We start from the raw sequence: 25,998 nt of genomic DNA, 5'->3' as shown, positions 1-25,998 counted from the left end.
GATTCTACGGAGTTACGTTGTGGAAGGGAGTGCTTCGGCTGGTTCAGGGCTTAGAGCATTTTTCCTGTAGGTGTTATGCGCACCCTTCCGGGATACCCAACAACAGGAAAATGCTCTAGATATCAGCGTGATGAAATGCTCTGGTAGCAAACATCTTTGCGATACGGAATAGCTCAATGCTGAACCAGGAAAGGCAAACGAGAAACAGCTTGCCGCATTTGTGCGGGAGCATCGCGGGGTAGGTCTCCGGATGGAATGGCGAGAGGGTGAAATGGTGCTCCAGAAGGCAGATCAGAACCGCGCTCAGCGTTGCGGCGAGCGAGAGGGTAACACGAATGCGTTGACCGCGAAGAGCGGGATTCTTCATTGAGGCTAGTCTGACGTCGTCCTTTGAAATCAAAACCTACAGTTCAAGGCGGGAGTCTTCAATCGCCAGGCGGACATTGCCATCCGACTTGGAAAGGCGGCGAACCGCCTCCATCTTGTCGACACCAGCCTTCAGCATAACGACAGCGATGGGGATGGATTTGCCGGCGGACTTGATGGCGCGGATGGCGGTTTCACGGTCGACGCCGGTGACCCGCTGCAACACGTTGATACCGCGCTCGACGAGCTTGGCATTCTTCATGTGGACGTTCACCATCAGGTTCTCGTACACGTAGCCAAGGCGAGTCATCGCGCCTGTAGTGATCATATTCAGGATCATCTTCTGGGCTGTGCCCGCTTTCATGCGGGTCGACCCGGAGATGACCTCAGGGCCTACGTCGGCAACGATACAGATATCGGAGACCTCGGCAAGACGGCTATTGGGATTACATACCACTGCAGCAGTCCTGGCACCCCGCTGGCGGGCATAGTCTACCGCGCCGACGACATAGGGCGTGTGGCCGGAGGCCGAGACGCCAATCACAATGTCTTTTCTGGTGGGGCGGCGCTTGGCAATGTCGCGCTGACCCATCTCCGGGGAATCTTCATTGACGTCAGCGGCAGAGGCAAGAGCCTTCGGGCCGCCGCACATCAGATACTGGATCTGCTGGGGCTGGGTTGAGAAGGTGGCGGGGCACTCCTGGGAGTCCAGTGAAGCGATACGTCCCGAAGAGCCGGCGCCGACGTAGATTAGCCGGCCGCCATCGCGCAGGGCGCGGGCGACCTGGTCGATCACCAGAGCGATCTCAGGAAGCGCTTTTTTGACTGCCAGGTGGACCTTTGCATCCTCGTGATTAATGATCCGGGCAATCTCAAGCGCACTTTTAGTGTCAAAGCCTTCAGATGCTTCGTTCGGCCGCTCCGTGACGAGTGCCTGCAGGTCGAACTGCTCACGTTCTGTGGATTTGGCGGCGGGAGCTGCAAGGGGTTCGGTCATGAGCGCTGGCATAAGGGTATCGATACAGGCGGAACCATTCTAGTCCTAAGTTGCTTGGATGCGACAGATGTGTGTTGTGGATGGCCGTTACGGAAGTGATGCGCCCTCTCCGGGAAGGTAGAATATTAGAGATAATCCAAAGATTATTGAGGAAGTGGCTTGCCGGGCAGGCTGCTGAGGAAGAGGGCCAAAAGCACTAAGCATGACAGAAATCAAACCGATTCTGGTGACCGGCGGCGCCGGTTTTATAGGAAGCAATTTTGTACTGGACTGGATTGAGACGGAGTCGTCACCTGTCATCAATCTCGATAAGCTGACGTATGCCGGAAACCCGCTAACCCTGGCGTCTCTGGAAAACAATCCCCGCTATACCTTCGTCCACGGGGATATCTGTGACGGGGAATTGGTAGCCGACCTGCTGGAGCGTCACCGCCCGCAGGCAATTGTCCATTTCGCCGCCGAGAGCCATGTTGACCGCTCTATCCTCGGGCCGGAGGCTTTTCTAAAGACCAATATCGACGGGACCTTCCAACTGTTACGAGGTGCTTTGGCCTTCTACCGGACCCTGGAAGGGGAGGAAAAAGAGAACTTCCGATTCCATCATGTGTCTACCGATGAAGTTTTCGGGACACTGAAGACGGAGGATCCGGCTTTCCACGAAGAAACGCCATACGCGCCAAACTCCCCCTATGCGGCGAGCAAGGCTGCGAGTGACCACCTCGTCAGAGCGTGGCATCACACCTACGGTCTCCCGACGTTGATGACCAACTGTTCCAATAACTATGGGCCATATCACTTCCCGGAAAAGCTGATTCCGCTGATGATTACCCACGCATTGGAGGGGAAACCTCTGCCGGTGTATGGTGATGGCTTGCAGGTTCGGGACTGGCTGTACGTAAAGGACCATTGCTCAGCTATTCGGACGGTTCTGGCAAATGGAACAGTGGGCGAGACGTACAACATCGGAGGCTGCAACCAGCGAACGAATCTGGAAGTCGTGACGTTCCTATGCGAACTGTTGGACGAACTCGTGCCGAAATCTGCCTTCCGGCCTCATCGGCAGCTCATCCGTTTTGTGACGGATCGCCCAGGGCACGACAGACGGTATGCCATTGACGCCAGAAAAGTCGAGCGGGAGCTGGGGTGGAAACCGGCTGAGAGTTTTGAGACGGGTCTTCGGAAGACGGTGGAGTGGTATCTGGCTAACAAAACGTGGACCGAAAACGTCACGAGTGGTGTCTATAAGCAGTGGATTGAAAAGAACTATGGGTTTCGGAAGGCGGAGTTGTAGATGAAAGGAATCATTCTGGCCGGAGGTTCTGGTACGCGGCTGTATCCGGTGACGCAGGCGGTGTCAAAACAATTGTTGCCTGTGTACGACAAGCCGATGATTTACTACCCGCTGTCCGTGCTGATGTTATCTGATATCCGCGAAATTCTTATCATTTCGACGCCGCAGGATACGCCGCGATTTGAGCAACTGTTGGGAGACGGCAGCCAATGGGGACTGTCGTTTCAATATGCGGTGCAGGAGAGTCCTGATGGCTTGGCACAGGCCTTTCTGATTGGAAGAGATTTTCTGGCCGGTGAGGGCTGCTGCCTGGTACTTGGTGACAACATCTTTTTCGGCCACGAGTTGCCCAAAAAACTACAGGCAGCCTCGCAGAAAACGAATGGCGCAACCGTATTCGCATACAGGGTTTCTGACCCAGAGCGCTATGGCGTGGTGGAGTTTGACGCCGCCGGAAATGCGATCTCTCTCGAAGAGAAGCCTAAGGAACCAAAGTCGTCGTATGCCGTTACGGGAGTTTATTTTTACGACTCTCAGATCGTTCGAGTTGCCGAATCCATTAAGCCTTCGGAACGCGGTGAGCTGGAAATCACAGACGTGAATCGGTGGTACCTGGAACGTGGAGAGCTTGCGGTACAGAACCTTGGTCGTGGGACAGCCTGGCTTGATACCGGAACGCACGATTCCTTGCTTGAGGCGGGGACATTTATTCATGCCATCGAGCATCGGCAGGGCCTGAAGGTAGCGTGTCCCGAAGAGATCGCATTCCGCAAGAGATGGATTTCCAGCGAAGAGCTCGGGGCCTTGGCGAAGAGGATCGGTAAGAGCAGCTATGCCAACTATCTTCATCGCATCCTGAAAGAACGGATCTTCTGATGGGGCCGTTTTTTTTAACCGGAGCCAGCGGGCAAGTCGGCAGTGAGCTTGAGCCGATGTTGAATCCGCTTGGAACGATGGCCACGCCGCGGCGAGCAGAGCTCGATCTGAGCGATCTGGATGCCGTGAGGCGATATATTCGCTCCTTGCGGCCTCGCTGGATTATCAATCCGGCGGCCTATACGGCCGTGGATAAGGCAGAACAGGAGCCGGAGATGGCATTTCGGCTCAATGCTGAGTTGCCGCAGGTTCTAGGAGAAGAGGCTGCTGCTCTCGATGCCGTGGTGATCCACTTTTCGACGGACTACGTCTTTGCCGGGGTAGGGAACACGGCCTATGTCGAGACGGATCCAACGGGGCCGTTGAGCGTCTACGGAGCCAGCAAACTGGCAGGCGAACGTGCACTTGCGGCAACTGGAGCTGCGCATTTCATCTTCCGGACGAGTTGGGTCTACAACTCCACCGGTAAAAATTTTGTCCGTACTATCCTGCGGTTTGCCCGGGAGAGAGAAGAGCTGCGTATTGTGGCTGACCAGCACGGAGCTCCCACATGGGCGCGCGATCTCGCCCGTCTTACGATGCACGCCATTCGTCGTTGTGAAGCAGCGGGAGATTGCCTCGCCGAAGCTCGGCGCTTAGGCGGCATCTACCACGCCAGTGACGCCGGAGAGACCACATGGTTTGATTTCGCGCGGGCCTTCCTGACGCTGGCCCAGGAGAAGGAGCCAGTGCAGTCCTGGGCGAAGCTCACACCAATCAGAACCGAGGAATATCCAACGCCCGCCAGAAGGCCAACCAACTCTCGCTTAAATTGTGAACTGTTACAGCGGATGCTGGGATTTACCATGCCGGCCTGGCAGGACTCGCTGCGAGCAGCGATGCTGGAAATCTAAAAACATACCGGAAGACGGGTTCTTGTAAAGAATCCGTCTTCCGGTATGTTTCCATTTCTAGAGCATTTCCCTGTTGCTGGGTATTCCGGGAGGGGCGTGCAGCGGCGTTTTCATTGCGGAAAACGCCCATCGATGTGGAAGCCCTACTCTACACCTAGGGAAATGCTTTAGTGATGTACAGGTTCCCCTACGGGCGGGAGTTCGGCCTGTAGAAAGCTCATGCCATGTTCGTCCTTTGGGGAGACCAAAACGGTGTCTACTTCATCGAGAGGCCAGTCAATCGCCAGCGTCGCGTCATCCCAGCGGATGCAACGTTCTCCCGCGGGGAGATAGAAGTCGGTTGTTTTGTAAAGGATGTGGGCGCTTTCTGAAAGCACGAGGAAGCCATGGGCAAAGCCTTCGGGAATCCAGAGGTATTCAACGCGGTCTTCGCTGAGGTGGAAGCTGGCCCATTTACCGAAGTCAGGGGAGTCGCGGCGAAGGTCGACGGCAACGTCCCAAATGTGACCCGTAAGAGCGCGCACGAGCTTGCCCTGCGGTTTGCCGAGCTGATAGTGGAGACCGCGCAGTACACCTTTCCGGGAGAAAGACTGATTGTCCTGGACAAACTTGTTTGGCAACCCCGCGTGAGCGAAGGTCCGCTGTGAATATGTTTCTGCGAACCAGCCCCGCGTGTCTTCGAAGACCTTGGGAAGGACGCGCTTGACGTCTTTGAGAGGGGTATCAATAAGCTGCATCACAAATAAACGTCTATTATCTCACTCAGTGTCTCATTTAGGTTATATGGAAGTTTGAACGAAGAACAGAGATTTTTACGCCGGTCCCAAGATAGATGCCCACTGTTTTGGCGAATTACAGAGGCAGGTGGGAGCTACGGTTTTCAGTGTGTCGGCTGACAGACCAAAGGTGCACCCAATCGACCATGCTCCGGCATTCTGTGCAGTAAGGATGTCTACGGCCGAGTCCCCTATCATCACGGTTTGGCCGGGTGTGGCGGCAGCTTCATGCATGAGTGTCTCAAGTCCCAATGGATCGGGTTTCTTGGTATGAAAGCTGTTGCCTCCATAGTTTTCGAAGAAAAATGGCTCCAGGCCCAAAGCACGGCTAATTTCACGGGACGGATTGACGGGTTTGTTCGTAAGTATGGCCATCTTCAGATGAGGATGAGCTATACGGATGGCTTCAAGTGATTGGAGCACACCGTCGTAGACGAGGGTGAAATCGAGCTTGTGTACCCGATAGTAGTCCAGGAAGAAGGTCAGGGCCTGTTGGACATACTCTTCGTCGTGTAGATCCCCCTCCGGGTCGCCGAGCGCGCGGCGTACCAGCATGGATGCTCCGTCGCCGATATAGGTGGTAATGACAGCGTCTGGCAGAGCCGGCTTCCCCAGGTGACTCAGCATTGCATTGACGGAATTGGTGAGATCCTGCCGGGAGTCGATCAGGGTTCCGTCGAGATCGAAGACGAGGAGACGAAGCTGGGAGGGGGGTGGTAGAGCCATTCTCTCTAGAGTGTGCAAGGCATGGAAGGTGCAGCGCAAGCCTAGGGCGTCCTAGAGCATTTTTCCTGTTGCTGGGTATTCCGGAAGGGGAGTGCAGCGGCGTTTTCATTGCGAAAAACGCCCATAGGTGCACAAGTCCTGCACACACCTACAGGAAAAATGCTCTAGCCTGGCTTAAAAAAAGAGCGGCGGAGTCTGCACTCTCCGCCGCGGTAAGGAAGTTAAACCTGTTAGCGAATTTCGATGTCTCCTGATCCGGTCTCAGCTTTGATTACAGGTCCGCCGCCGTTGACGGCGCCAAGGACATGGTGGCGATTGAGCGTACCCTGCATCAGGATGGGCTGCGCTACGCGCACCGTTCCGGATCCGGTAGATGCGTTAAGGGAAAACTTGGCGTTCCCCACGGTAAGCCGAACCGAGCCTGATCCGGTCTCGAGTTTCCAGTCGGAAGACGGCGTACCGTCAATTTCGATATCTCCAGATCCGGTTCCAGCCCGCAGACCTCCGTTGAAACCGTGGATCCGGAGGGAGCCGGATCCCGTTTGGGCACGCACGTCGCCGGCGGCCGACTGGCGAAGCTCAATGTCACCAGAGCCCGTCTGAAGCGTCGCTGAACCATGAATTCCGTCGGCGCGGATCGATCCTGAGCCGGTTTCCAGCTTCGCATCTGAGCCAATATTTGAGACTTGAACGTCACCGGAACCGGTATTGGCGGTAACTGCTCCCATGATTCCGCCGATCATGACGGAACCGGAACCGGAGTTGGCCCGGAGATTTGTCGCGGTCGGAACGTTGATGTCGTAGTCGATGACGATATTACGGTAAAGATCGTTATTGCCTTGAGTCTGACCGATCGTAACGCTGGAACCCGACTGAACAATGGGCGGGTTGGCGACAATCTGGCGGATGCGCTCGTCGGCATTACCGGCAAACCATCCTCCGGAGCCGGCGCGAACGTGGCCGACGATCCGAACCTCCGAATTCGAGCCGGGAACAACCTTGACGTATCCGGAACCAGTGGAGACGCTGACATTGGTCGACCCGGAGACAGTGAGGGTACGGGAAAAGTCCTCAGCCGTGGCGAGTACGGCGACGGCTGCGAGTGCGGTTGCGGTAAGTAGAGTACGAAGGATCTTCATGGTTGTTCCCTCTATGGTTTCACGATAAAACGCAGTTTACTGCTGCAGAATGACCTGGTCGTTCTGGTTGAGACCGCTCAGAAGCTCGGTCCTTGTGCCGTTGGAGATGCCTACTTTTACGGGGACTTTCCGGCGGCCCTTCTCTGCCTTGGAGTCCGGGATCTCGATGCTGGCGTTACGCTGCTTATCGTAGATAACAGCCTGCTCCGGAACGGTGAGCACATTCTTGTGCTCTTCGAGGATGACCTCGGCGTTTGCGGTCATATTGGCCTTCAACTCGCCGCCGGGATTGTCGATCGATACCCGTACTTCGAAGGTCGTAACGTTGTCCTTCTCGACACCCAACGGAGCGATCTTGGTGACCTTGCCGTTGAAGACTTTGTCCTTGAAGCTTTCCACGCGGATGCGAGCAGGCTGACCCAGGTAAACCTTGCCGATATCGCTCTCATCGACCTTGCCCTGTACGTAGACCTGGGTTGTATCGCCCAGGGTCATGACCAGGGTGGCGGTGGATCCCATCACAAGAATGGAGCTGACGGCATTGCCGAGCTCTACATCCCGGGAGAGGATCATGCCGTCGATCGGAGAGACGATGTTGGTGTAGCTGAGCTGCTCTTCAAGCTGTTTGAGCGATGCCTGAGCCTGCGCAACCTGTGCCTCCGCCTGGTGCAATTTGGCGGTGTCAACGGTGATCTGGGCAAGAGCTTTATCGCGCGCATTGGCGGCGGCAGCGTACTTCTGCTGCGCATCATCCAGCGCCTGCTGGCTGACAACTCCTTGCTTGGACATCGCAAAAGCGCGTTCGTAAGTGTTTTTGAAGTTGGGCAGATCAGGAGCCTGGGCATTCACTTTGTCGAACTCGATTGCGGCGGCGGCGGCCCGAGCGTTGGATTCTGCGGCGGTCAGTTGCGCCTTCTGGGCGGCAACCTGATCGAGAAGTTCCTGCTGGTCGAGCTGGGCAAGAGGCTGGCCGATCTTGACCGGCTGGTTGATATCGGCAAAAAGCTTAGTGACGATGCCGGAGGCCTTGGATTTGACCTCGACTTTGACGATGGGCTGAACCTTACCGGTGGCAACTACAGAGCGAGCGATGTCGCCGCGTTCCACCTTCGACAACTGGGAAGCATCAATCTTCGAACTGGAGCCGGAGGCCTTGATGGCAAACGTAAGGCCCGCGGCCAGAACGACGACGGCAATGCCGCCCCAGATATACAGTTTGCGCTTGGATTTGCGGGGTGCGGCCATGATACTCCTGATCCTCCGGTGGGGTGGTTACGGAAGGGAGTACGCGCGAAATAGGAGATTGGTTCCCTGAAAGTTAGGTAACAGAGGACACGCCCTTAGGCGGCCTGGTGGGTTAGAGCATTTTTCCTGTAGGCGTAGTGTAGGGTTTCCGCATCTACGGGCGTTTTCGTTTTCCGCAATGAAAACGCCGCTGCACGCTCCTCCCGGGATACCCAGCAACAGGAAAAATGCTCTAGTACTTTCGTAGCACGCCCAGGACCTTACCCTGGATCGTTACCGCGGCCGCCGGGGCGAAGATCGGCGCCATCTCGGAGTTTGAAGGTTGTAGGCGAATCATGCTGCCTTCCCTGTAAAACCGCTTTAGGGTGGCATCAGTACCGTCCACCAAAGCGACGACAATTTCGCCCTCCCGGGCGGTGCGGGTACGCTCAACCAGAACATAGTCGCCGGAGACGATATGTTCGTCCCGCATGGAATCGCCACGGACCTCGAGAGCGAAGACCTCCCGGTTGCCAAGAATATCGCTGAGCGAGATGGTTTCAGCCGTCTCGACTGCTTCCACCGGCCGTCCAGCGGCAATGCGGCCTAACAGTGGAAGGCGATCGGTACCTTTCTTGGAAGAACGTGCCGGTAGAACGTCGATCGAACGGCTGCGATTGTGTGCACGCTGCAACAAACCTTTGTTCTGTAGGTTCGTGATGTGCTTGTGAACGGTGGCAAGCGAATTGACGCCGAGGCCGCTGGCGATCTCCTCATACGAAGGGGAATATCCGCAACGCTGCGTGAATGAGGTGAGGAAGTCGAGAACGTCCTTTTGCCGCCGGGTAATTGCCATGTCTGACATTTTAGCGAATAAAAAGCGAATCGCAACAGAGAAGACGTTAGGAAGTAACTCGCTAAATTCCTCTTTAGATTCCCGTTTTGGGGCTGCGGCAAAAAAGTCCTGGTAACGCAGGCTTGCGGTTACCCCTGTGCACGAATCAAGGTAGGTACATAAGTCTTATCTGCAAAGACGTGAACGAACGCAAGAGTCGGAACTTTTAGCTTTTCGCTAGGTTAGTCAGTGAATTGGAGAAACAAATGGGAATTCTGCTGGTGGAAGACGATAAAGCCCTTGGAATGCTCTTGAAGAGGGGACTTGAAAAAGAAGGTCATCAAGTCGAGTGGTTACAGGATGGAGAAGCCGCGCTCCATCACGCAATGGAAGAGAATCCGGAGCTTGTCGTTCTGGATCTGAGTTTGCCCAAAATGGATGGAGCTCAACTGCTTGAGGAAGTACACCGCAGGATGCCCCACACTTCCGTACTTGTACTGACCGGGCGGACTCAGGTCGAAGAGCGGGTGCGCTGTCTGGATCTCGGAGCCGACGATTATCTGCTCAAACCATTCAGCTTCCATGAGTTAACAGCGCGCTGCCGTGCTGTGATGCGCCGGAAGAAGCACGTACCCGATCAGCTTCTGAAGTACGGTGTCCTGGAAGTGAACCGTATGCTCCGTCAGGTGCGCGTGGCCGACGTGGAAGTAGAGCTGACCTCAAAGGAATATGCCCTGCTCGAGTACCTCCTGCTCCATAAGGGGAAGGCCGTTTCCCGTGCACAGCTTCTGAAGGGTGTTTGGCGGACAACGTCCCATACTGGGACCAATGTTGTGGACGTATACATCAACTACCTGCGCCGGAAGCTGACCGTGCAAGGGGTATCGGATGGCGCTGCGTTGATTGAAACGGTTCGCGGCGAGGGTTATCGGTTACGGAATATGTCATTCCTCGGTGGCCTTCCGGAAAAATCAGGTTCACAGAGCGTAGCCGCCGGTAGTACAACACGGATATTGCGACACGCGTGACAATTATGGATCGTGAACAGGTGCAGGAACTGAGTGTGATGCTGCATGACCTGTGCCAACCGCTGACGGCGTTGCAGTGCCGTCTAGAGTTGGCAGAGATGGAGGGCGACGAGGAAGGCATGCGTCGCGCCATAGCCGACAGTCTGACGGAATGCGAACGCTTGAATGGCATCGCAATGCGGATGCGGCAGCAGCTTCGAGAAGCGATGCAAGACGGGCCAGGGGACCTTAAATAATGCCATTTGAAACTAGGGTGGCGAACGGATCGGTATCCGTTCGCCATGCCGTTGTTGTCAGCGCAGACGGAGACCGGCGTTTTCGATGGGTTACGTCGCTTGAGGGCCTGCGTTGGCAGGTGGAGGCCGCTTCCGGCGGCGCAGAGGCGATGGCGAGCATGGAGCAGCATATTCCGGAAGCTCTTATTGTCGACAACTGGTTGCCGGACCTGGAAGTGGATGGATTTATCGCTTGGGTACGTCAGGCATTTCCATCGGTCGATATTCTGCGTGCCGATGGTGCACCGGTGGGAGACGGACCGAGAAGCCCACGGCGGCATGAGTTGCTGCATGTCCTACGGGCAGCAGAGGAAGATATGGTGGAGACGCCGGCACCGGCGGCCGTAGTCCCCGAGCGAGAGCCTGCGGCGCCCGTCCCCGTGATTGTTCCCTCTGAGCTTCCTGTGGATGCGGCCTTGTTGCCGGGAATGATCGGTAATAGCTCGGGCATGCGCGAGCTGGCTCGCATGGTTCGTCTGGTTGCGCCCCGCGATACGACCGTCCTGATTGAAGGAGAGACGGGGACAGGTAAAGAGGTGGTTTCAAGGGCGATCCACCGGCTCAGCCCTCGCTCCCAGAAGCCATTTGTGACCTTGAACTGCGCCGCCATTCCGGAGGCGCTGTTGGAAGCCGAACTGTTCGGGCATACCCGCGGTGCCTTTACCGGCGCAGTGCAGTCACGCACCGGCCGCATTGAGGCAGCGAATGGCGGCACGTTGTTTCTGGACGAAATTGGTGAGATGCCGCTGCCATTGCAGGCCAAGATGTTGCGCTTTCTGGAGAACGGGGAACTGCAGCGGGTAGGCGACAACGAGACCGTTCGGGTAGATGTGCGTGTGATCGCTGCAACCCACCGCGATCTGGAACGGCTGAGCCAGGAGCGGACCTTCCGGCTGGACCTCTACCATCGGCTGGCAGTTTTTCCTGTGGTCATTCCGGCATTGCGCGAGCGGGCAGAGGACATCCCGCTGCTGGCGACACATATCCTCAATAAGCTTGGCGAAACGATGCCGCAGAAACGCCTCTCCCAGGCGGCCCTGGAGACCTTCCAGGGATACGACTGGCCCGGAAATGTCCGCGAATTAGGGCACGTTTTGGAGCGAGCGGCCATTCTGGCGGAAGACCGTCCGGAGATTGGAATGACGGAAGTGATCCTCCGTCGCAAACGGGCATAGGGCATTGTCATCTGTTCCAGACGTCAATCTTATGAGCGCACTTCCTTCCAAGACCGGGCGAAAGCCCGGTTTCTTGTTTCGCTCTAATGATTGAGGCTGAGAGGCTTCTTAGATGTCTGCCTGAAGAATGGAGCCAAACCTGCACTCTCTATCGGCGATAAGTTCAAACGCTTGAGGGAGAGGATGTCTGATGCAGACCAGTGCGATCAGTGATGCGTTGACGCGGTATCTGGACCTGGCCAGCTCCCAGATGAAGCTAACGGCCAGCAATATGGCCAATGCTGACACTCCCGGCTACCGGACTCAGGGTTTCAGTTTCGAAGATGAGATGCGGCACGCCATGGAGGGCACCGCAAGCGGCACATTTACTCCGGGCACGCAGGATGTTGATGGCCTGGTGGCCCGGCCGGACGGCAACAATGTCTCCCTTGAGCGCGAGGGCATGCAGTTGGCAAAGTCACAGCTCGCTTTCCGTACCGGCGTGGAACTGCTGAAGCGGGAATATTCGCGCGTCATGGACGCGATCAAAGCGGACGGTAAGGCATGAATCTGTTTGGTGTGATGGATGTCAGCGCATCCGCGCTGCAGGCCGAGAGAGTTCGCGCCGAAGTAACGGCCAGCAATATGGCCAATGCGGAGACGACCCGCACCGCCGATGGAGGACCGTACCGCAGGCAGCAGGTGGTCTTCCAGACCGCCGGCCAGGATGGCACGTTCGGCGCTGCCTTTATGTCGCATCTCGGAATGCATGGCGGCTCTGTGAGCTCAAATGCGACCGGAGGCGTGGAAGTTGCCGGAGTGCAGGATGATGCCAAAGCGCCGATTATGCGCTTTGATCCGGGACATCCGGACGCCGATGCGAATGGATATGTTGCCTATCCCGATATCGATCCGCTGACCGAGATGGTGGAACTGATGAGTGCGCAGCGCAGCTACGGAATGAATGCATCGGCGGTACAGGCAGAGAAAAGCATGATCACCAGCTCGCTGGACATCTTGAAGTAAGAGACAGATATGGACGCGATTCGGCTAACAGGAACAATTCCCGGAATCGGCAATGTGGTCACGCCACCAGCTTCGACCGAGCAGGCGGAATCTCCTTTTGCCAATGTTCTGGCGGGTGCGCTGCATGATGCCACTGCGTTGGACAAGCAGGCGCAGACGGCTGTAAAGGGTTTGATGGACGGTAGCGGTGTCGAAATTCACGAGGCGATGATTGCAACCCAGAAAGCGGACATGGCCTTCGAGTTAGCTCTGCAGGTACGGAATAAAGCCGTAGCTGCATACCAGCAGATGATGCAGATGCAGTTCTAAGACATAACAATGCCAGATCAGAAGACTGAATTACAGAAAACAGGTTCTACCCCCGGTCTCAGCGATGGCGCCGCTCCCTGGCAGCGTCTGGTGAGCAATGTCGGGGGCCGTTGGAATGCTTTACCGAAGGCGCAGCGCTCGCGTTTGATGCTGGCATCTGCAATTGTGCTTGCTGTAGTTGCTGCTCTCAGCTGGTACGGCTCCCGCACAGAATGGAAGATGCTTTTCAGTGGGCTTGATCCAAAGGATGTGCAGGCTGTCAGCCAGGAACTGAGCGCGGCAGGAATTAATGCCAAGATCTCGTCCGACGGCAGCGAAGTGCTTGTGCCTGAAGAGTTGCTGGACAAGGCACGTATGGAAGTGGCCAGCAAAGGGATGCCGCAGAGCGGACGCATGGGCTTTGAGATCTTCGATAAACCGAACTGGGTTGGTTCCGAGTTCGATGAGAAGGTCAACTATCAGCGTGCTCTTGAAGGTGAGTTGGAACATACGATTGGCACTCTTGGCTCCGTGCGTTCTGCGCGTGTCCACCTGGCCATGGCCAAGCAGGGTCTATTCAGTGCAGAGGATCATCCGGCTAAGGCAACGGTAGTGCTGAAGCTCCGCCGTTCGACCATGGCTCAGGGCGAGGCCGAATCGATTCGCAATCTGGTAGCCGGCGCAGTGGAGAATCTGCAGCCGGATCAGGTGAACCTGGTGGATGCGGATGGTCATGTCAATATGAGCGCGCCGACACAGTCGGCGCAGCAGACTGACGCTGTTCACCAGATGGAGCAGCAACTCATCTCCATGCTGGAGCCGGTGGCTGGGCGGGATAATGTACACGCTACAGTTCATGCGGAGTACGAGCAGGGCACGGAAGAAAAAACCGATGAGGTCTATGATCCGGCACTCTCGGCGACCGTCAGCATGCAACGGACCGAGCAGGTGCAAGGTTCCCAGAGGGTCGCGGCGGGAGTTCCGGGAACACAGAGCAATGCCGCGGGCGGACCAGCGGCCGCCGGAGCCAATGGTGCGGCTAACCAGCAGGCGAATGGCCAGGGCAATGTTCCTCCTCTGATGCAGAACGGCAATCTGCCTGTATATCCGCAGGGTGGCAGCGGGACGAGCAACAACGCTCGTGAAGAGAGTGCCAACTATGCAGTGACCCGGCACCTGAGCCACATGCAGGAAGGCCCGGGCCGGTTGAAGCGGCTTACTGTTGCTGTTCTGGTAAACGATCGTCCGCAACTGGAAGGCGCAGGTAAGGACATGCATACCGTCTGGCATGCCCGCAGCAGTGAAGAGATGCGTCGCCTGGAACAACTCGCACAGGCATCCACGGGATTTGATCCCAAACGCGGAGATCAGCTTGTGCTGGAGAACATCAGCTTCCAGACAAACAGCGCGGAAGTTCCCTTGACTCCACTGCAGCGTGTCACGGAGCAAACGCAAGAACTGATACGCACCCCAGGTGTGGTTCGCACCGCGGGCGTGGTAGCGATGGGGCTGCTGCTGGTGATGTTCGTCCTGCGTCCGATGGTCAAGCAGACTGCGGCGCTGATGCAGGAACCTGAGCCCCCTGCATTAATGGCGCAGCAGACTCCCGCTCTTGCTGCCGCAGGTGCAGGCGCGGCAGCAGGTGTCCTACCGATCACGGAACCAGCGTCTCTCCTGACGGAAGGCTCTCCGGATACGCCGGTACTGGGTGCCTCGAACGGTCTGAAAACAGAGAACAGTGAAGAGCAGATGATCTTCGAACAGGTTAAGAAGCAAATCCGTACAGAACCCAAGCAGAGCACGCGCCTGCTTGAGCACTGGATTGCTACGGACATGGACGAGTAACGCAACCCTTTCTTGGTGACGAAAAATGGCTTCTCAGAATAATTCGCCGATGACCCGTGCAGCAGGCCTGCGCAAAGCGGCGGTCTTCATGGTCGCGATAGGTGACGACCTCGCAAAGGAGATGTTTCAGTATCTGTCTGAAACAGACGTCCAGCGCGTGACGGAAGAGATCATGCGTCTCGGCACGGTTCCCAGGGAAGAACTGGCCAACGTGATCGGTGAGTACTATGCCCTGCAGGAGACGCAGAAGTTCGCTACGCGTGGCGGTGTTGACTATGCCCGTCGCCTGCTGCAGAAGGCCTTTGGAGAGAATCGCGCAGAAGAGCTGTTGAACGAAGTGTGGCGCCTGCGTGAGCGCTCCATGAGCGACCTCACCATGTTGCAGAAGATTGATCCACGGCAGTTGGCGAAGTTCCTCGAGGGCGAGCATCCCCAGACAGTCGCACTGGTCCTGGCTCACCTGGAAGCTGGCCGCGCCGCACTCGTTCTGATCGCCCTGAGTGAGGAGCTGCGGACAGAGGTGGTGAAGAGGCTTGCAGAGATGCGCCAGTTCTCCCCGGAGATGGCGCAGAAAGTTGCGCTGCAACTGTATCGCCGTTCGGAGTCGATCGGACAGAACAAGAAACATTCCTACGCAGGTTTCAAGGCCGTGGCCGAGATGCTGAATCGCGTGGATCAGATGCTAAGCAAGAAAATTCTCGAAGACATCGAGCAAAATCAGCCGGAGATCGCTCTTGGTATCCGCAACCTGATGTTCACCTTCGACGACTTGCTGACGGTACCGCAGGCCGGCATTCGCGAGATCGTCGGGGCGGCAGACAAGAAGATTCTGTCGACCGCGATGAAGGGCGCCAAGGAATCTCTACGTGCGCACCTGTTCCAGGCGATGAGCACGCGCGCTGCAGAAATGCTTCGCGAGGATATGGAAGTGATGGGGCCTGTCCGCTCGCGCGATGTCGCTCAGGCCCAGCAGGAACTGTTAGCTCTGGCACGGCGGCTTGAAGCAGAAGGGAAGCTGATGCTGAGAATGGAGACTGATAATGACCTTTCCGCTTGAGTCTACGGGGCGTGATCACTCTGTAGGCCCGCTACGGTTCCGGTCGCATGGACGCCTTGGACGTGAGGTCCAGGCCGCCGAAGCAGAAGAGGATCTAACTGCTGAATTGGAAAGCCTTCGCGCGGCGCTTTTCCAGGCAGAGCAGCAACGTATCGCAGACGTTTCTCTGGCGCGCGAGCAGGGCGCAAAACAGGCGCGCGCAGCAATGGAAGAAGAGGCAGAGGAGCAGCGCGCCGAAGCTCGCCGCGAGATCAGTGATGCCATAGAAGCATTTGAAGCAGAGCGCAAACGTTATTTTGCCGATGCTGAAGCGGAGGTCGTAAAGCTTGCCCTCGCTTTGGCGCGGCGCATTCTGAATCGTGAAGCGAAGCTTGATCCTCTCATGCTGCGTGGCGTAGTGCGTGTGGCGGTGGAACAGATGACCAGCGAGGATGAAGTCCGTCTTCGCGTGCCTCGCGCCGATGTTGCAGCATGGACAGATATTCTGCAAGGCGAGGACGTTCAGGTCGAAGGGGATGGTGTAATGCAGCCGGGGTCCTGTGAGCTGTATACAAAGTGTGGCTCTGTGGACCTGGGAGTGGAAGCGCAGCTTTCTGAGATTGAGACCAGCTTCTGCGAACTGCTCGGAAAGCGTCCCTCATGAGGTTGCAACGCTTTCACGCACGGCTGTCTTCGACGCCTTCTTGGCGATGGAGCGGACGTGTTGCTGAAGCGGAAGGCCAACTGATTGAGGCAGACGGACCTCCTTGTTCCGTAGGTGAGTGTTGCGAAATCGTCGCTGACGGCAACCGGCTTGAGGCCGAGGTTGTAGGCATTCGCGGCAGCCGCACGCTGCTGAGTCCGGTAGATGCGGTTGCCGGCGTTCGTTTCGGTGCAAAGGTGTTTGCGATGCGTCGCAGACCCTCGCTTTCTGTAAGTGAGCAGATGCTTGGCCGCGTCTTCGACGCGGGCGGCCAACCGATCGATGGCGGTCCGCCGCTCGATGTGATCGAACGGTGGCCATTGGATGTGAACCCTCCAGGTCCAATGGAGCGGAAGCCGATTCGTGAACCCCTTGGTACGGGACTGCGCGTCATCGATGGAGTTCTTTCGGTAGGCCGTGGACAGCGTATCGGTATCTTTGGCGGATCGGGTGTCGGTAAGAGCACGCTGATCGGCATGATGACCCGCAATACATCGGCGGATCTTACGGTTGTCGGTCTCGTTGGCGAACGCGGACGAGAGGTAGGCGAGTTTCTTGAGGACGCCATCGGCGAAGAAGGACGCAAGCGTAGCGTCGTTATGGTGGCGACCAGCGACCAGTCTCCGCTGATGCGTATGCGTGTGGCGATGTCTGCAACATCAGTGGCAGAGTACTTCGCAGCCCAGGGCAAGAATGTATTGCTGGTTCTGGATTCGGTAACTCGTTTCGCCATGGCGGCGCGCGAGATTGGACTCGCTGCCGGTGAGCCGCCCGCGAGCAAGGGGTATACACCTTCGGTATTTGCCAAGACAGCACGGCTGCTGGAACGGGCTGGAAACTTTCAGACGGGCAGCATTACAGCGTTCTATACGGTTCTGATGGAGGGTGACGATCAGCAGGATCCGATTGTGGATTCTGTCCGCTCCATCGTCGATGGACATATCGTGCTTTCGCGGCAGATGGCCGGAGCGGGATGGTATCCGCCGGTGAACGTCGTGGACTCAGTGAGCCGTTTGATGCCGGCAGTAACAACACCTGAGCATCTGCGTATCGCGAATCATGTACGCCGCCTGCTGTCGGCCTATGCAAAGTCAGAAGACCTGATCCGTATTGGCGCTTATCAGACCGGTAACGATGCGGAACTCGATGAGGCAGTGCGGATGCGGCCGGTGCTGCAGCGGTTCCTGCAACAGACTGCAAATGAACAGGTCGATCGGGACGCTGTATTGCGTGCATTATTCTCTCTCGGTTTGGGGAGCTAAGCCATGGAGCTGGCGCGGGCTGCACTTTTACTGCGTGTTGCGGAGACTGAAGCTGAAAAGGCAGAGGGTGTCCTGCAACAGGCATTTATGCGCAGGCAACAGATCGAACAGAACATTCGAACAATCCAGTCACGACGAGATGTCCTGAAGAAGAATGCGCAGGATGCGCTAAGTGTCGGCGACTCCGAGCAATGGATTCTGTCGTCGTCGGAGTCAGCGTTCACTGATCAAAAAGAGAGACAGCTTAACGAAGACCTTGTCCGTGCGAATGAGCGCATTCGCGTGGCGCAAGAGGCAATGCTCGTTCAACAACAGAAGCTCGAACAGATGAAGTCGCTCTATCGGGAAGCGATGAGAACTCGGGCCGCTGAAGAAGATCTTCGTGCACAGAAGGCTGCGGATGAATTCTTTCTCATCAAGCAGCATGCGGCAAAGAAAAAGATTGCTAAAGAGACACTAATATAAAGCGCTGTTGTTTTGGAACGTGAACTGCACATATCCAGGGCATGATGGACATGGCAGCAGCGACGATCGGACCCTCGCTCGCGCGAGGAACGGCAATATCGTCTGACGTGCACTCGACAGGGATTAGCGACAATCTGTCGGGCACAGGAGACTCGCTGTTTGCCGGCATGTTTGAAGCAGCAGCGGGAACCGGAACACAGACAGCGACGGATGCGACGGTCCTGGCTGATGGCAAGACTAAGATTCCTGCGACGCAGACGTTGCTTGCTGGAACATTCGACAAAGCCCCCGATCTTTCTCGCGGATCTCTGCAGCAGACTACTTCCGCCGTGGAAACGGTGCCGCATTCAGCCGAGACATCAGCAGCGTCCGCGCCGACTACTTCACAGACAGTTACTGCACCACAAGGTGCTTCTGCCGTAAGTGATGTGGTCCCGCAGCCGATGGGAAGCATCCCCGATGTTGAAGCGCCACAAGCTGATCCGAAGAATGCGGTGGGGACGATGGCTGCGCAGGAATTGCCAGTCCCAGTGGCTCAGGATAGATCGCAGCCCGCTGACACTAAGCTGTTGCCGCAGGCTCCGCACGAATCAGACGCAGAGCCAGTTTCACAATCAGAGAATGCCTCGCCTGTATCAGACAGCGATAAGGGGAAGACTTCCGATACGGAACCTGCCGTCGCAGTGGCCGTGAAGCCAAATGCTTCTGCGCCACCGATTCCGGTACAGCCTGCGCCTGTGACCAAGGATGCGCCCGCGCAATCAGAGATACCGGCTCAAGCGAATACGGCAGTACAGGCGACTCCGGACCAGCAAGCTACTTCAACACGGGAAACCGTACCCCAGCCACAAGTTCCGTCGCAGACACAGGAGTCGAAGGCGGGTACGGGAACGCTTCCGCTCGTCATGCCGCGCGGACATCAATATGCCTACCAGCCCATCGTTCGCGCTATCGACATTGGGTCTGGAAGCGATGTGTCGCAGACGGCCGCACTGGTAAAAGCAGACAGCCCGAAGGGCCAGATTTCAACCGATACAAAAGAAGATGTACCGCAGGTGCCATCGTCCTCTGACGAAAAGAACGATGCTCAGGACAATGGTCAGGATGGGAGCCTTGTTGCTGCCGTTATCGTTCCTGCGATGCCGGCGGAGTTAGCCGGGGGCGAGCCGACCAAGGTTGGCAAAGATGCACTGTCTTCTTCTGAGTCCCATTCCACTGTACGTGGCAGTAGCAAGGGTTCTGTCTCTGGAAAGATCTCACACAGGGAGACCGGAAACAATGTTGCTCCCCAGCAGCAGATTATCCAGAGCGATGCAGCCGTCAATGCCATGCCGATGACCTCCGCGGCTCCAACTGTGCAGAAGCAGGAGCAGGGAGATAGCGTCGAGGGTCCGCTTCAGTCGGTTGTCGCGGTAAAGACGGTAACAACTAAAGCGGTTGCAGGTAAGTTCGGACGTCCAGTTCAGGTGGCAGAACGACAAAAAACGGCCACTGCAAAAGATGAAAAGTCTGCGAAGGATGAGGCAGGAGTAACGAAGACCTTGCAGGATGTTTCCGCTCCTGCGGAGAAAAATACTTCTGCTCCCGAAGCGGCTGCTCCGCAGGTAGCGCATTCTCCTGCGGTCCACACCGTGGATAACAAACTGCATACGGTTTCTGCCCTGAAAGTGGAGACGGGCTTCAACAATCTTCAGGATCTGGCCAATGCTTCGAAGCCGCCGCAGTCAGCTTCTCACGATCCATTCGCGCGCCTCGATGCGGCTGCAGGATCGAATGCGCAGGAGAGCGGCGCGCAATGGGTAGCCGCCGGACATCGCCAGATTGAAGTTGCGATTGCGGATGAGACGCATGGTGTGATGCATGTGCGCGCCGAGAAGGGCAGCGACAACACCGTGCAGGCTGTGGTGATGGCGAGCAGTGAGGTTTCGCACGAGGTGCTGAAGGCTGAAGCACCACATATGACAAGTTTTCTGAGCCAGCAGACGGTGCCGGTGGACAGAGTCCAGGTGGTCCGGATGCAGGAGAGCGCTGCCATGAACATGGACCTGGGCGGGAGAGCGCAACAGGACCGTGGGCAGCAGTCTTCCGGCACCGATGCGGGGGCAGAGCAGAAAAAGCTGGTGTGGCGGCAGGTAGGAGCTTCTCCTTCCTTGTCGACCTCATCACGCGGTTTAGGGCTGTTGAGTGTCCGGGTATAAGCCGGATTAAGGAGAGACGGAAATGCAGGTAAATGCGAACGAAGCAAGCCCGATGGCTTCGACATCGAGTACGAGCAATTCAACAAGCAGTAGCAGCAGTGGTGGCAACAATATCACCGCGAGTGACTTTATGACGCTGTTGGTGGCCGAGATGAAGAACCAGGATCCCACGCAGCCGACCGATCCGAGCGCGTACCTGCAGCAACTCGTGAGTGTAAACAGCCTGCAGCAGTTGATCTCGATCAATCAGGGCATTACCTCGCTGACATCGGGCACCAGCTCGACAGATTCAAGTTCCAGCAGCAACTGATAAAGATTTCCAGCAATACGGACAAAGGATAGGAGAATTACGATGGGTGCATTTTCAATTGCGTTGACGGGCCTTAAGGCAAATACCGTGGCGCTCAATACGATCGGCAACAATCTTGCGAACCTGAACACGGTTGCCTTCAAGGGCGCTACAACCGAGTTCGAAGACCTCTTCTACCAGCAGCTCGGCGAGTCTGGTTCGGGCAATGCGCTGCAGTCCGGACTCGGTACCCGCGTTTCCGGTACGGTGGGTGACTTCTCGCAGGGCGGTCTGACGACAACGAATAATGCGACCGATATGGCGCTGAACGGTGATGGCTTCTTCGTGATCCAGGACCATGGCCAGCAGCAGATTACGCGCGCCGGCGACTTCCAGCTTGCCAAGGATGGCTATCTGACGACCCTGGATGGCGCAAGCGTGATGGGCTTCCAGAGCACTGACGGCGTTACAGTCGGTACCGGCGGCGCTCTGGCTCCGATCCAGCTTCCGATCGGCTCCAACCAGGCGGCCAGTACCACGAAAAATGTCACACTGAAGGCTAATCTGGATTCTTCGGCGGCCACTGGAACAACCTTCGCCAGCTCGGTGAGTGTGTATGACTCCCTCGGAAACACCCATTTGGCGAGCGTCAAGTTCACGAAGACCAGCAATACAACCTGGGACTACGACATTGAACTTCCGTCCGGCGATATCACAGGTACGCCTTCCAACAACACTGGGACGCTCACTTTCAACTCCACCGGTAAGCTGACCGGCCCGTCAGGCAATGTCACTGGCATTACCTTCCCGGGACTTACCAACAGCGCCGCGGACCTCAGCTTCAACTGGAACCTCTATGACAGTGCCGGCAACGGTGTAATCGCAAGCTCCAGCTCCGCCTCCGCTACTGCGTCCACCAGCCAGGACGGTTATGCTAGCGGTACCTACCAGAACTTCTCCATCGATTCCAACGGCATTATCTCGGCCAAGTACAGCAACGGCCGTAGCAGCGTGGTCGGCCAGTTGGCGATCGCCACGGTCAGCGATACCCAGGGTTTGACCCGGATTGGCAACAACTCCTTTATCTCCAGCCAGGCATCCGGTCTGCCATCCATCGGCGTCGCCGGTGCGGGCGGTCGCGGCACAGTGCTGGGAAATTCATTGGAACAGTCCAATGTTGATATTGCCGGCGAGTTTTCCCGCCTGATCGTTGCCCAGCGCGCCTTCGAGGCAAACTCCAAGACCGTTACGGCTTACGACACGCTAACCCAGTCTGCAATCAATATGATCCGTTAGTTGTAGGGGCCTGGGGCCTTCCTGAGTCCTCACTAATACCTGCCGTGCCTGAATGGCACGGCAGGTGCATTTAAGTGGGACATATGGCTAAAGCAGAGACAGCAGAGATGACGCCCGCAGCGCCGGTGGCCAAAGTGGGCATAGTGCAACTGGCGATTGTCGCCTTTGTTGCGGTTATTGGAGCCGTGGGAGCGGCCGGCGGATTGGTCTGGTGGATGGGGAAGACCGGGAAGCTCGGCGGTGGCGGCACAAAGATTGTTGAGGTCGTCAAAACCGAGCCCCAGAAGACCAAGGACCAGGTTCTGGAACCGATGGTAGTCAACCTGACCGATGTGGGCGGGCGCGCTTATTTGCGTGCCGCGATCACCCTGCGCGTTGCCGACGAGGAAAAGCCCGGTGACGCGAAGAAGGAAGAGGGCGGGGAGAAGAAGCCCAAGGCCGGCGGCCAGCAAGATGTCGCGGTGCGGGACGCGTTGATCGACGTCCTGGGTCGCAAGAGCTCAGAAGAACTGCTGCAGCCTGAGGGCAAAGAGCAGGTCAAGAAAGAGATCAAGGCCGTGCTTACTGTGCGTGAACCCAGCTTGAAGGTGGTTGACATCTTCTTCACAGAATTCCTGGTCCAGCGGTAAGGAGACAGAGATGCGTCGCAGCGTAGCAATGGTCAAAGCCGAAGTGGTAAAGCCGGAACTGGCGATCGTGCAGAGAACGATCGTTCCGCTAGCCGAGATGCGTCGTCCGGAACCGGCGGGCCTGGCCCACTGGATCCTGCGTTCCTGGAAGGGACGTGCCACACGTCCTCGTGAGCAGAAGCGCCTGCGTGTCCTCGAACAAGTCTCGCTCGGCAACAAGCAGCAACTTGCGCTGGTGGAGTGTGAAGGTCAGCAGTTCCTGGTTGGAAGCAGCGAGCACGGCGTTCAGGCCATGATGCCGGTAAGGAAGGCTGAGTAGATGCTGGTTCGTCCTGTCCTGCTGGTCGCCGTACTGTTGTCAGGCGCTTCCATGCAGGCTGAAAAACGGAGCGCAGCCCATGTGCAGCCGGCTGCAACGGTGGCGGAGAGCCCCGCTGTCGCAGAGCAGCGGATGGCGCTGGCCTTTGTCACGGAAGCGGCACGTCGGGCGGCGGGCGCAACTGCCCCTACGGCGCCGACGGCTCCGTCAAAGTCGAACCAGAATACGGGCAAGCGCGAAGATTCCATCAACCACCGCCTCGAGAACGAACCCAGCACCTCCTGGTCGATCGTCATCGGCCTTACTCTGCTGAGCCTGCTGCCGGCGATTCTGCTGTCGATGACGCCGTTGGTGCGGCTGCTGGTTGTCTTTCACTTTCTGCGCCAGGCGCTCGGGACACAGACAGCTCCGTCGAACCAGGTATTGATGGGACTCGGTCTCATGATGACCTGGTTCTTGATGCAGCCAGTCCTGCTCCAGGTGGACCAGCAGGCAGTGGCTCCCTTTAGGGCGGGACAGATCAGCGGTGAAGAAGCGATTGCCAAAGGCTCTGAACCGGTCAAGGTTTTCATGCTGAAATACGCTCGCGAGAAGGACCTGGCGCTGTTTGCCTCTGCCGGCATGGCGGACCGCCCTCAGACCCGCGCACAGCTCCCAATGCAGGTTGTCGTTCCGGCGTACATCCTTAGCGAGCTCAAGGCTGGTTTTCAGATCGGCGCGATTCTGTTTCTTCCGTTTCTTCTGATTGACCTGGTGGTGGCAAGCGTGACGACCTCTATCGGCATGATGCAGCTTCCGCCTGTCGTGATCTCAACTCCGCTGAAGATTCTGCTCTTTGTGATGGTCGATGGCTGGAACCTGCTGACCGGCTCGCTGCTGAAAAGTTTTTCGTGAGGAACAATCGTGGAACCCAACCAAGTTGCTGAACTCGGACGAATGCTGCTGCGTGAGGCCCTGATTCTCAGCGCGCCGCTGCTGATCTGCGGATGTCTGATCTCCGTCGGTCTGAGCTTGCTGCAGACCCTTACCAGCCTGCAGGAACAGACGCTGACGACCGTGCCTCGCTTGTTTGTCGTCCTGGGAGCAGCCATGGTGACGTTGCCCTGGTTCCTGCACCGTGTGATGACCTTCACCGTGACGTTGTGGCGCGACTTTCACCGCTTTCTTGGATAAAGAAACATGCCGATCGATTTCGCAAATTTGCCGCCGACCTGGGAACGTCTGCTCGCGACCGGACTGCTGGTGTCGATCCGTCTCAGCAGCCTGATGCTTTTTGCTCCGGTGTTTTCGTCGAAGGCAATTCCCATGCGCATCAAAGCAGGCTTTGTTTTTGCGATCGCGTTCCTGCTTACTCCGGTGGTGATGGAGCTGGGACCAACACCGGCAATCAGTGCCTCCTCCGTGTTGGGTGAGCTTTCGGTTGGCCTGGTCTTCGGATTTGCTCTGTCGTTGATGAACGAAGCGCTGTCCTTCGCCGGTCAGTTGCTGGGAATCGATTTTAGTTTCTCGCTCGTAAACCTGATGGATCCGAACTCGCAGATTGAGACTCCGGTCCTGGGCCAGTTTCTGGGATGGATTGGAATCCTCGTGCTGCTGGCCTGTGGTCTCGAGCGCACAATGCTGGCCGCGTTTATGCGGACGTTTGCCGCCATTCCTGTAGGTCAGGCCGCGATGCACGCCAATAGCGGCATCGAGCTGGCGCATATGACCGCCGGTGTTCTACTGGGCGGTCTTCAGCTTGCAGCTCCCGTGATGTGCGCGGCCCTGATGGTTGAGGTCGTTGTGGGCTTGATCGCTCGTATCTCTCCGCAGCTTCCTGTCATGGCGGTGAATGTTCCCGTGAAAACGCTGGTGAGCTATGGTGTGCTGATCGCATCGCTCGGAATTTGGCCTCTCTGGATTGAGCACAACTTCACCAACCTGTTGAATGCCGCTGAGAGGCTGGTGCGAGGGTGAGCGAGCAGAAAACAGAACAGGCAACACCGCAACGTAAGCGGAAGGCCCGCGAAAAAGGCGACGTCGTCCGCTCGCGCGAGTTGCTGAGTTCTCTTGCCATGCTCGCCGGTCTGGCTGCGATAGGAGCAGTTGCTCCGAAGGTATTGCAGAGCTGGCGCGGGGCATACTCTGACGTGCTCTCGATGACCAGCGAAAGCTGGGACGAGGCGATGTTTCGCCATGCCATCTGGCATGTCGCACTTCCTGTGCTATGGCCCGCGGTCGTGGTAATGAGCTGTGCACTAATGGGAGCTCTCACGGGAGGCATCCTGCAGGGCGGCGGCACCCAGATCCGTGTGGAAGCGCTGCAGCCCAAGTGGACCCGGCTGAATCCGGCGGAAAACGTTAAGCAGCTCTTTGGGACTCGCTCCATCTTGCGCCTGGCTAAGAGCCTGATCCCTGCTGCCATTGTGATCGGCATCGCAGTTGGAACCATTCGCAGTCTGATCGCCGGGATGCCGGTGATGAGCCTCAACCGCCTGACGGAAACCCTTGCCTCTGCCTACCACCTTGCGATGATCACAGCCCTGGTTATGGTGATGTGGGCCGGCGTGGACTATGCCATGGAGTGGGTGCAGTGGAACAAGCGCCTCAAGATGAGCAAGCAGGAAGTCCGCGAAGAAGTGAAAGAGGCGATGGGTAATCCCCAGATTAAGGGAAAGATTCGTCAACTCCAGCGGCAGATGCGCAAGCGCAGAGAGAAGGCGGATATTAGCCGCGCCAGCGTGGTGATTACCAACCCGACGCACTACGCGGTAGCGCTGGAGTTCAGCTTTGAGACGATGTCCGCTCCCAAAGTTTTGGCAAAGGGTAAGAACCTGCACGCGCTTGAGATTCGCGAACAGGCGCGCTGGGCAGGGGTTCCGATTATGGAGAACAAACCGTTGGCACGGAGTTTGTACAAGATGGTCGAAGTTGGGCAGTCGATTCCGTTTGAGTTGTATTCGGCAGTAGCCGGCATCCTGGCATATCTGTACCGCACCAAGCTTGAGCAACAGGCACGGGAGAAGCGGATGCGTGAAGCCGGCGGCCTTGCCGGAGGTGGAATGTGAACCTGAAAAAGTGGA

Annotated in this window: 30 protein-coding genes; 23 read left to right on the top strand and 7 right to left on the bottom strand. The window is 57.1% G+C overall.

The window, feature by feature from the left end; all coding sequences use genetic code 11:
• Window positions 1-115: 115 nt before the first annotated feature.
• Window positions 116-367 (bottom strand): hypothetical protein, encoded by a 252-nt coding sequence (locus FTW19_RS16010; RefSeq protein WP_147648559.1) that lies wholly within the window; start codon window positions 365-367, stop codon window positions 116-118.
• A gap of 36 nt (window positions 368-403) precedes the next feature.
• Complete coding sequence (gene murQ, locus FTW19_RS16005) at window positions 404-1,363, bottom strand: N-acetylmuramic acid 6-phosphate etherase (RefSeq protein ID WP_147648558.1); 960 nt, start codon at window positions 1,361-1,363, stop codon at window positions 404-406.
• A gap of 202 nt (window positions 1,364-1,565) precedes the next feature.
• On the opposite strand from murQ, the gene rfbB reads away from it, so the two are divergent.
• The 3 genes from rfbB to rfbD are packed head-to-tail and all read left to right on the top strand — an operon-like array spanning window position 1,566 to window position 4,423.
• Complete coding sequence (gene rfbB, locus FTW19_RS16000; RefSeq protein WP_147648557.1) at window positions 1,566-2,654, top strand: dTDP-glucose 4,6-dehydratase; 1,089 nt, start codon at window positions 1,566-1,568, stop codon at window positions 2,652-2,654.
• Window positions 2,655-3,530 (top strand): glucose-1-phosphate thymidylyltransferase RfbA, encoded by an 876-nt coding sequence (rfbA, locus tag FTW19_RS15995; protein WP_147648556.1) that lies wholly within the window; start codon window positions 2,655-2,657, stop codon window positions 3,528-3,530.
• Complete coding sequence (gene rfbD / locus FTW19_RS15990; protein WP_147648555.1) at window positions 3,530-4,423, top strand: dTDP-4-dehydrorhamnose reductase; 894 nt, start codon at window positions 3,530-3,532, stop codon at window positions 4,421-4,423. Before rfbA ends, rfbD begins: the two co-directional genes overlap by 1 nt.
• A gap of 167 nt (window positions 4,424-4,590) precedes the next feature.
• Here rfbD and rfbC read toward each other — a convergent pair whose 3' ends face one another.
• The 5 genes from rfbC to lexA all read right to left on the bottom strand — a co-directional run bounded on the left by rfbC (window position 4,591) and on the right by lexA (window position 9,144).
• Window positions 4,591-5,160, bottom strand: a complete 570-nt coding sequence (gene rfbC / locus FTW19_RS15985; protein WP_147648554.1) for a dTDP-4-dehydrorhamnose 3,5-epimerase — start codon at window positions 5,158-5,160, stop codon at window positions 4,591-4,593.
• Between the two features lie 75 nt (window positions 5,161-5,235).
• Window positions 5,236-5,925, bottom strand: coding sequence for an HAD family hydrolase (locus FTW19_RS15980; RefSeq protein WP_147648553.1), 690 nt, complete (start codon window positions 5,923-5,925; stop codon window positions 5,236-5,238).
• 230 nt (window positions 5,926-6,155) lie between these two features.
• Complete coding sequence (locus tag FTW19_RS15975; RefSeq protein WP_147648552.1) at window positions 6,156-7,064, bottom strand: DUF4097 family beta strand repeat-containing protein; 909 nt, start codon at window positions 7,062-7,064, stop codon at window positions 6,156-6,158.
• Window positions 7,065-7,100: 36 nt separating this feature from the next.
• Window positions 7,101-8,309, bottom strand: a complete 1,209-nt coding sequence (locus tag FTW19_RS15970) for an efflux RND transporter periplasmic adaptor subunit (RefSeq protein WP_147648551.1) — start codon at window positions 8,307-8,309, stop codon at window positions 7,101-7,103.
• A gap of 232 nt (window positions 8,310-8,541) precedes the next feature.
• Window positions 8,542-9,144 (bottom strand): transcriptional repressor LexA, encoded by a 603-nt coding sequence (lexA, locus tag FTW19_RS15965; protein WP_147648550.1) that lies wholly within the window; start codon window positions 9,142-9,144, stop codon window positions 8,542-8,544.
• A gap of 245 nt (window positions 9,145-9,389) precedes the next feature.
• Between lexA and FTW19_RS15960 the strand changes: the two genes are divergently transcribed.
• The 20 genes from FTW19_RS15960 to FTW19_RS15865 all read left to right on the top strand — a co-directional run bounded on the left by FTW19_RS15960 (window position 9,390) and on the right by FTW19_RS15865 (window position 25,983).
• The gene (locus FTW19_RS15960; RefSeq protein WP_147648549.1) at window positions 9,390-10,151 is read left to right on the top strand and encodes a response regulator transcription factor; all 762 of its coding nucleotides are present in this window, start codon (window positions 9,390-9,392) and stop codon (window positions 10,149-10,151) included.
• Window positions 10,152-10,156: 5 nt separating this feature from the next.
• The gene (locus FTW19_RS15955) at window positions 10,157-10,387 is read left to right on the top strand and encodes a HAMP domain-containing histidine kinase (RefSeq protein ID WP_147648548.1); all 231 of its coding nucleotides are present in this window, start codon (window positions 10,157-10,159) and stop codon (window positions 10,385-10,387) included.
• The gene (locus tag FTW19_RS15950; RefSeq protein WP_147648547.1) at window positions 10,387-11,601 is read left to right on the top strand and encodes a sigma-54-dependent transcriptional regulator; all 1,215 of its coding nucleotides are present in this window, start codon (window positions 10,387-10,389) and stop codon (window positions 11,599-11,601) included. The genes FTW19_RS15955 and FTW19_RS15950 overlap by 1 nt, the downstream gene beginning before the upstream one ends.
• Window positions 11,602-11,791: 190 nt before the next feature.
• Window positions 11,792-12,148 carry a flagellar basal body rod protein FlgB gene (flgB, locus tag FTW19_RS15945; protein WP_246153341.1) on the top strand — a complete coding sequence of 119 codons (357 nt, stop codon included), beginning with the start codon at window positions 11,792-11,794 and terminating at the stop codon, window positions 12,146-12,148.
• Window positions 12,145-12,606, top strand: coding sequence for a flagellar basal body rod protein FlgC (flgC, locus tag FTW19_RS15940; RefSeq protein WP_147648545.1), 462 nt, complete (start codon window positions 12,145-12,147; stop codon window positions 12,604-12,606). The genes flgB and flgC overlap by 4 nt, the downstream gene beginning before the upstream one ends.
• A 9-nt stretch (window positions 12,607-12,615) precedes the next feature.
• Window positions 12,616-12,915, top strand: coding sequence for a flagellar hook-basal body complex protein FliE (fliE, locus tag FTW19_RS15935; protein WP_147648544.1), 300 nt, complete (start codon window positions 12,616-12,618; stop codon window positions 12,913-12,915).
• Between the two features lie 9 nt (window positions 12,916-12,924).
• Window positions 12,925-14,739: a flagellar basal-body MS-ring/collar protein FliF gene (gene fliF, locus FTW19_RS15930; RefSeq protein WP_147648543.1), complete on the top strand. Its 1,815-nt coding sequence runs from the start codon at window positions 12,925-12,927 to the stop codon at window positions 14,737-14,739.
• A 49-nt stretch (window positions 14,740-14,788) separates the two neighbouring features.
• Window positions 14,789-15,796, top strand: coding sequence for a flagellar motor switch protein FliG (gene fliG / locus FTW19_RS15925; protein WP_147648542.1), 1,008 nt, complete (start codon window positions 14,789-14,791; stop codon window positions 15,794-15,796).
• Window positions 15,780-16,439, top strand: coding sequence for a FliH/SctL family protein (locus FTW19_RS15920; protein WP_147648541.1), 660 nt, complete (start codon window positions 15,780-15,782; stop codon window positions 16,437-16,439). Before fliG ends, FTW19_RS15920 begins: the two co-directional genes overlap by 17 nt.
• Window positions 16,436-17,740: a FliI/YscN family ATPase gene (locus FTW19_RS15915; RefSeq protein WP_147648540.1), complete on the top strand. Its 1,305-nt coding sequence runs from the start codon at window positions 16,436-16,438 to the stop codon at window positions 17,738-17,740. Before FTW19_RS15920 ends, FTW19_RS15915 begins: the two co-directional genes overlap by 4 nt.
• Window positions 17,741-17,743: 3 nt before the next feature.
• Window positions 17,744-18,205: a flagellar FliJ family protein gene (locus FTW19_RS15910; RefSeq protein WP_147648539.1), complete on the top strand. Its 462-nt coding sequence runs from the start codon at window positions 17,744-17,746 to the stop codon at window positions 18,203-18,205.
• A gap of 50 nt (window positions 18,206-18,255) precedes the next feature.
• Window positions 18,256-20,403, top strand: coding sequence for a hypothetical protein (locus tag FTW19_RS15905; RefSeq protein WP_147648538.1), 2,148 nt, complete (start codon window positions 18,256-18,258; stop codon window positions 20,401-20,403).
• Window positions 20,404-20,425: 22 nt separating this feature from the next.
• The gene (locus tag FTW19_RS15900) at window positions 20,426-20,713 is read left to right on the top strand and encodes a flagellar hook capping FlgD N-terminal domain-containing protein (RefSeq protein WP_147648537.1); all 288 of its coding nucleotides are present in this window, start codon (window positions 20,426-20,428) and stop codon (window positions 20,711-20,713) included.
• A 42-nt stretch (window positions 20,714-20,755) separates the two neighbouring features.
• Window positions 20,756-21,988 carry a flagellar hook protein FlgE gene (locus tag FTW19_RS15895; protein WP_147648536.1) on the top strand — a complete coding sequence of 411 codons (1,233 nt, stop codon included), beginning with the start codon at window positions 20,756-20,758 and terminating at the stop codon, window positions 21,986-21,988.
• Between the two features lie 83 nt (window positions 21,989-22,071).
• A complete protein-coding gene (locus FTW19_RS15890) occupies window positions 22,072-22,617 on the top strand; it encodes a flagellar basal body-associated FliL family protein (RefSeq protein WP_147648535.1) in 546 nt (181 codons plus the stop codon).
• 10 nt (window positions 22,618-22,627) lie between these two features.
• Window positions 22,628-22,936, top strand: a complete 309-nt coding sequence (locus FTW19_RS15885; protein WP_147648534.1) for a flagellar biosynthetic protein FliO — start codon at window positions 22,628-22,630, stop codon at window positions 22,934-22,936.
• The gene (gene fliP / locus FTW19_RS15880; RefSeq protein ID WP_246153340.1) at window positions 22,937-23,830 is read left to right on the top strand and encodes a flagellar type III secretion system pore protein FliP; all 894 of its coding nucleotides are present in this window, start codon (window positions 22,937-22,939) and stop codon (window positions 23,828-23,830) included.
• Between the two features lie 9 nt (window positions 23,831-23,839).
• Window positions 23,840-24,109, top strand: coding sequence for a flagellar biosynthetic protein FliQ (locus tag FTW19_RS15875; RefSeq protein WP_147648533.1), 270 nt, complete (start codon window positions 23,840-23,842; stop codon window positions 24,107-24,109).
• A gap of 6 nt (window positions 24,110-24,115) precedes the next feature.
• Entirely contained in the window at window positions 24,116-24,892 is a 777-nt protein-coding gene (locus FTW19_RS15870) for a flagellar biosynthetic protein FliR (RefSeq protein WP_147648532.1), read from the top strand.
• Window positions 24,889-25,983, top strand: a complete 1,095-nt coding sequence (locus FTW19_RS15865) for an EscU/YscU/HrcU family type III secretion system export apparatus switch protein (RefSeq protein ID WP_147648531.1) — start codon at window positions 24,889-24,891, stop codon at window positions 25,981-25,983. The genes FTW19_RS15870 and FTW19_RS15865 overlap by 4 nt, the downstream gene beginning before the upstream one ends.
• Window positions 25,984-25,998: the final 15 nt, after the last annotated feature.

The sequence above is a fragment of the Terriglobus albidus genome, assembly GCF_008000815.1.
Lineage (GTDB): Bacteria > Acidobacteriota > Terriglobia > Terriglobales > Acidobacteriaceae > Terriglobus > Terriglobus albidus_A.
This window is presented reverse-complemented; position numbering and strand designations above follow the sequence as displayed.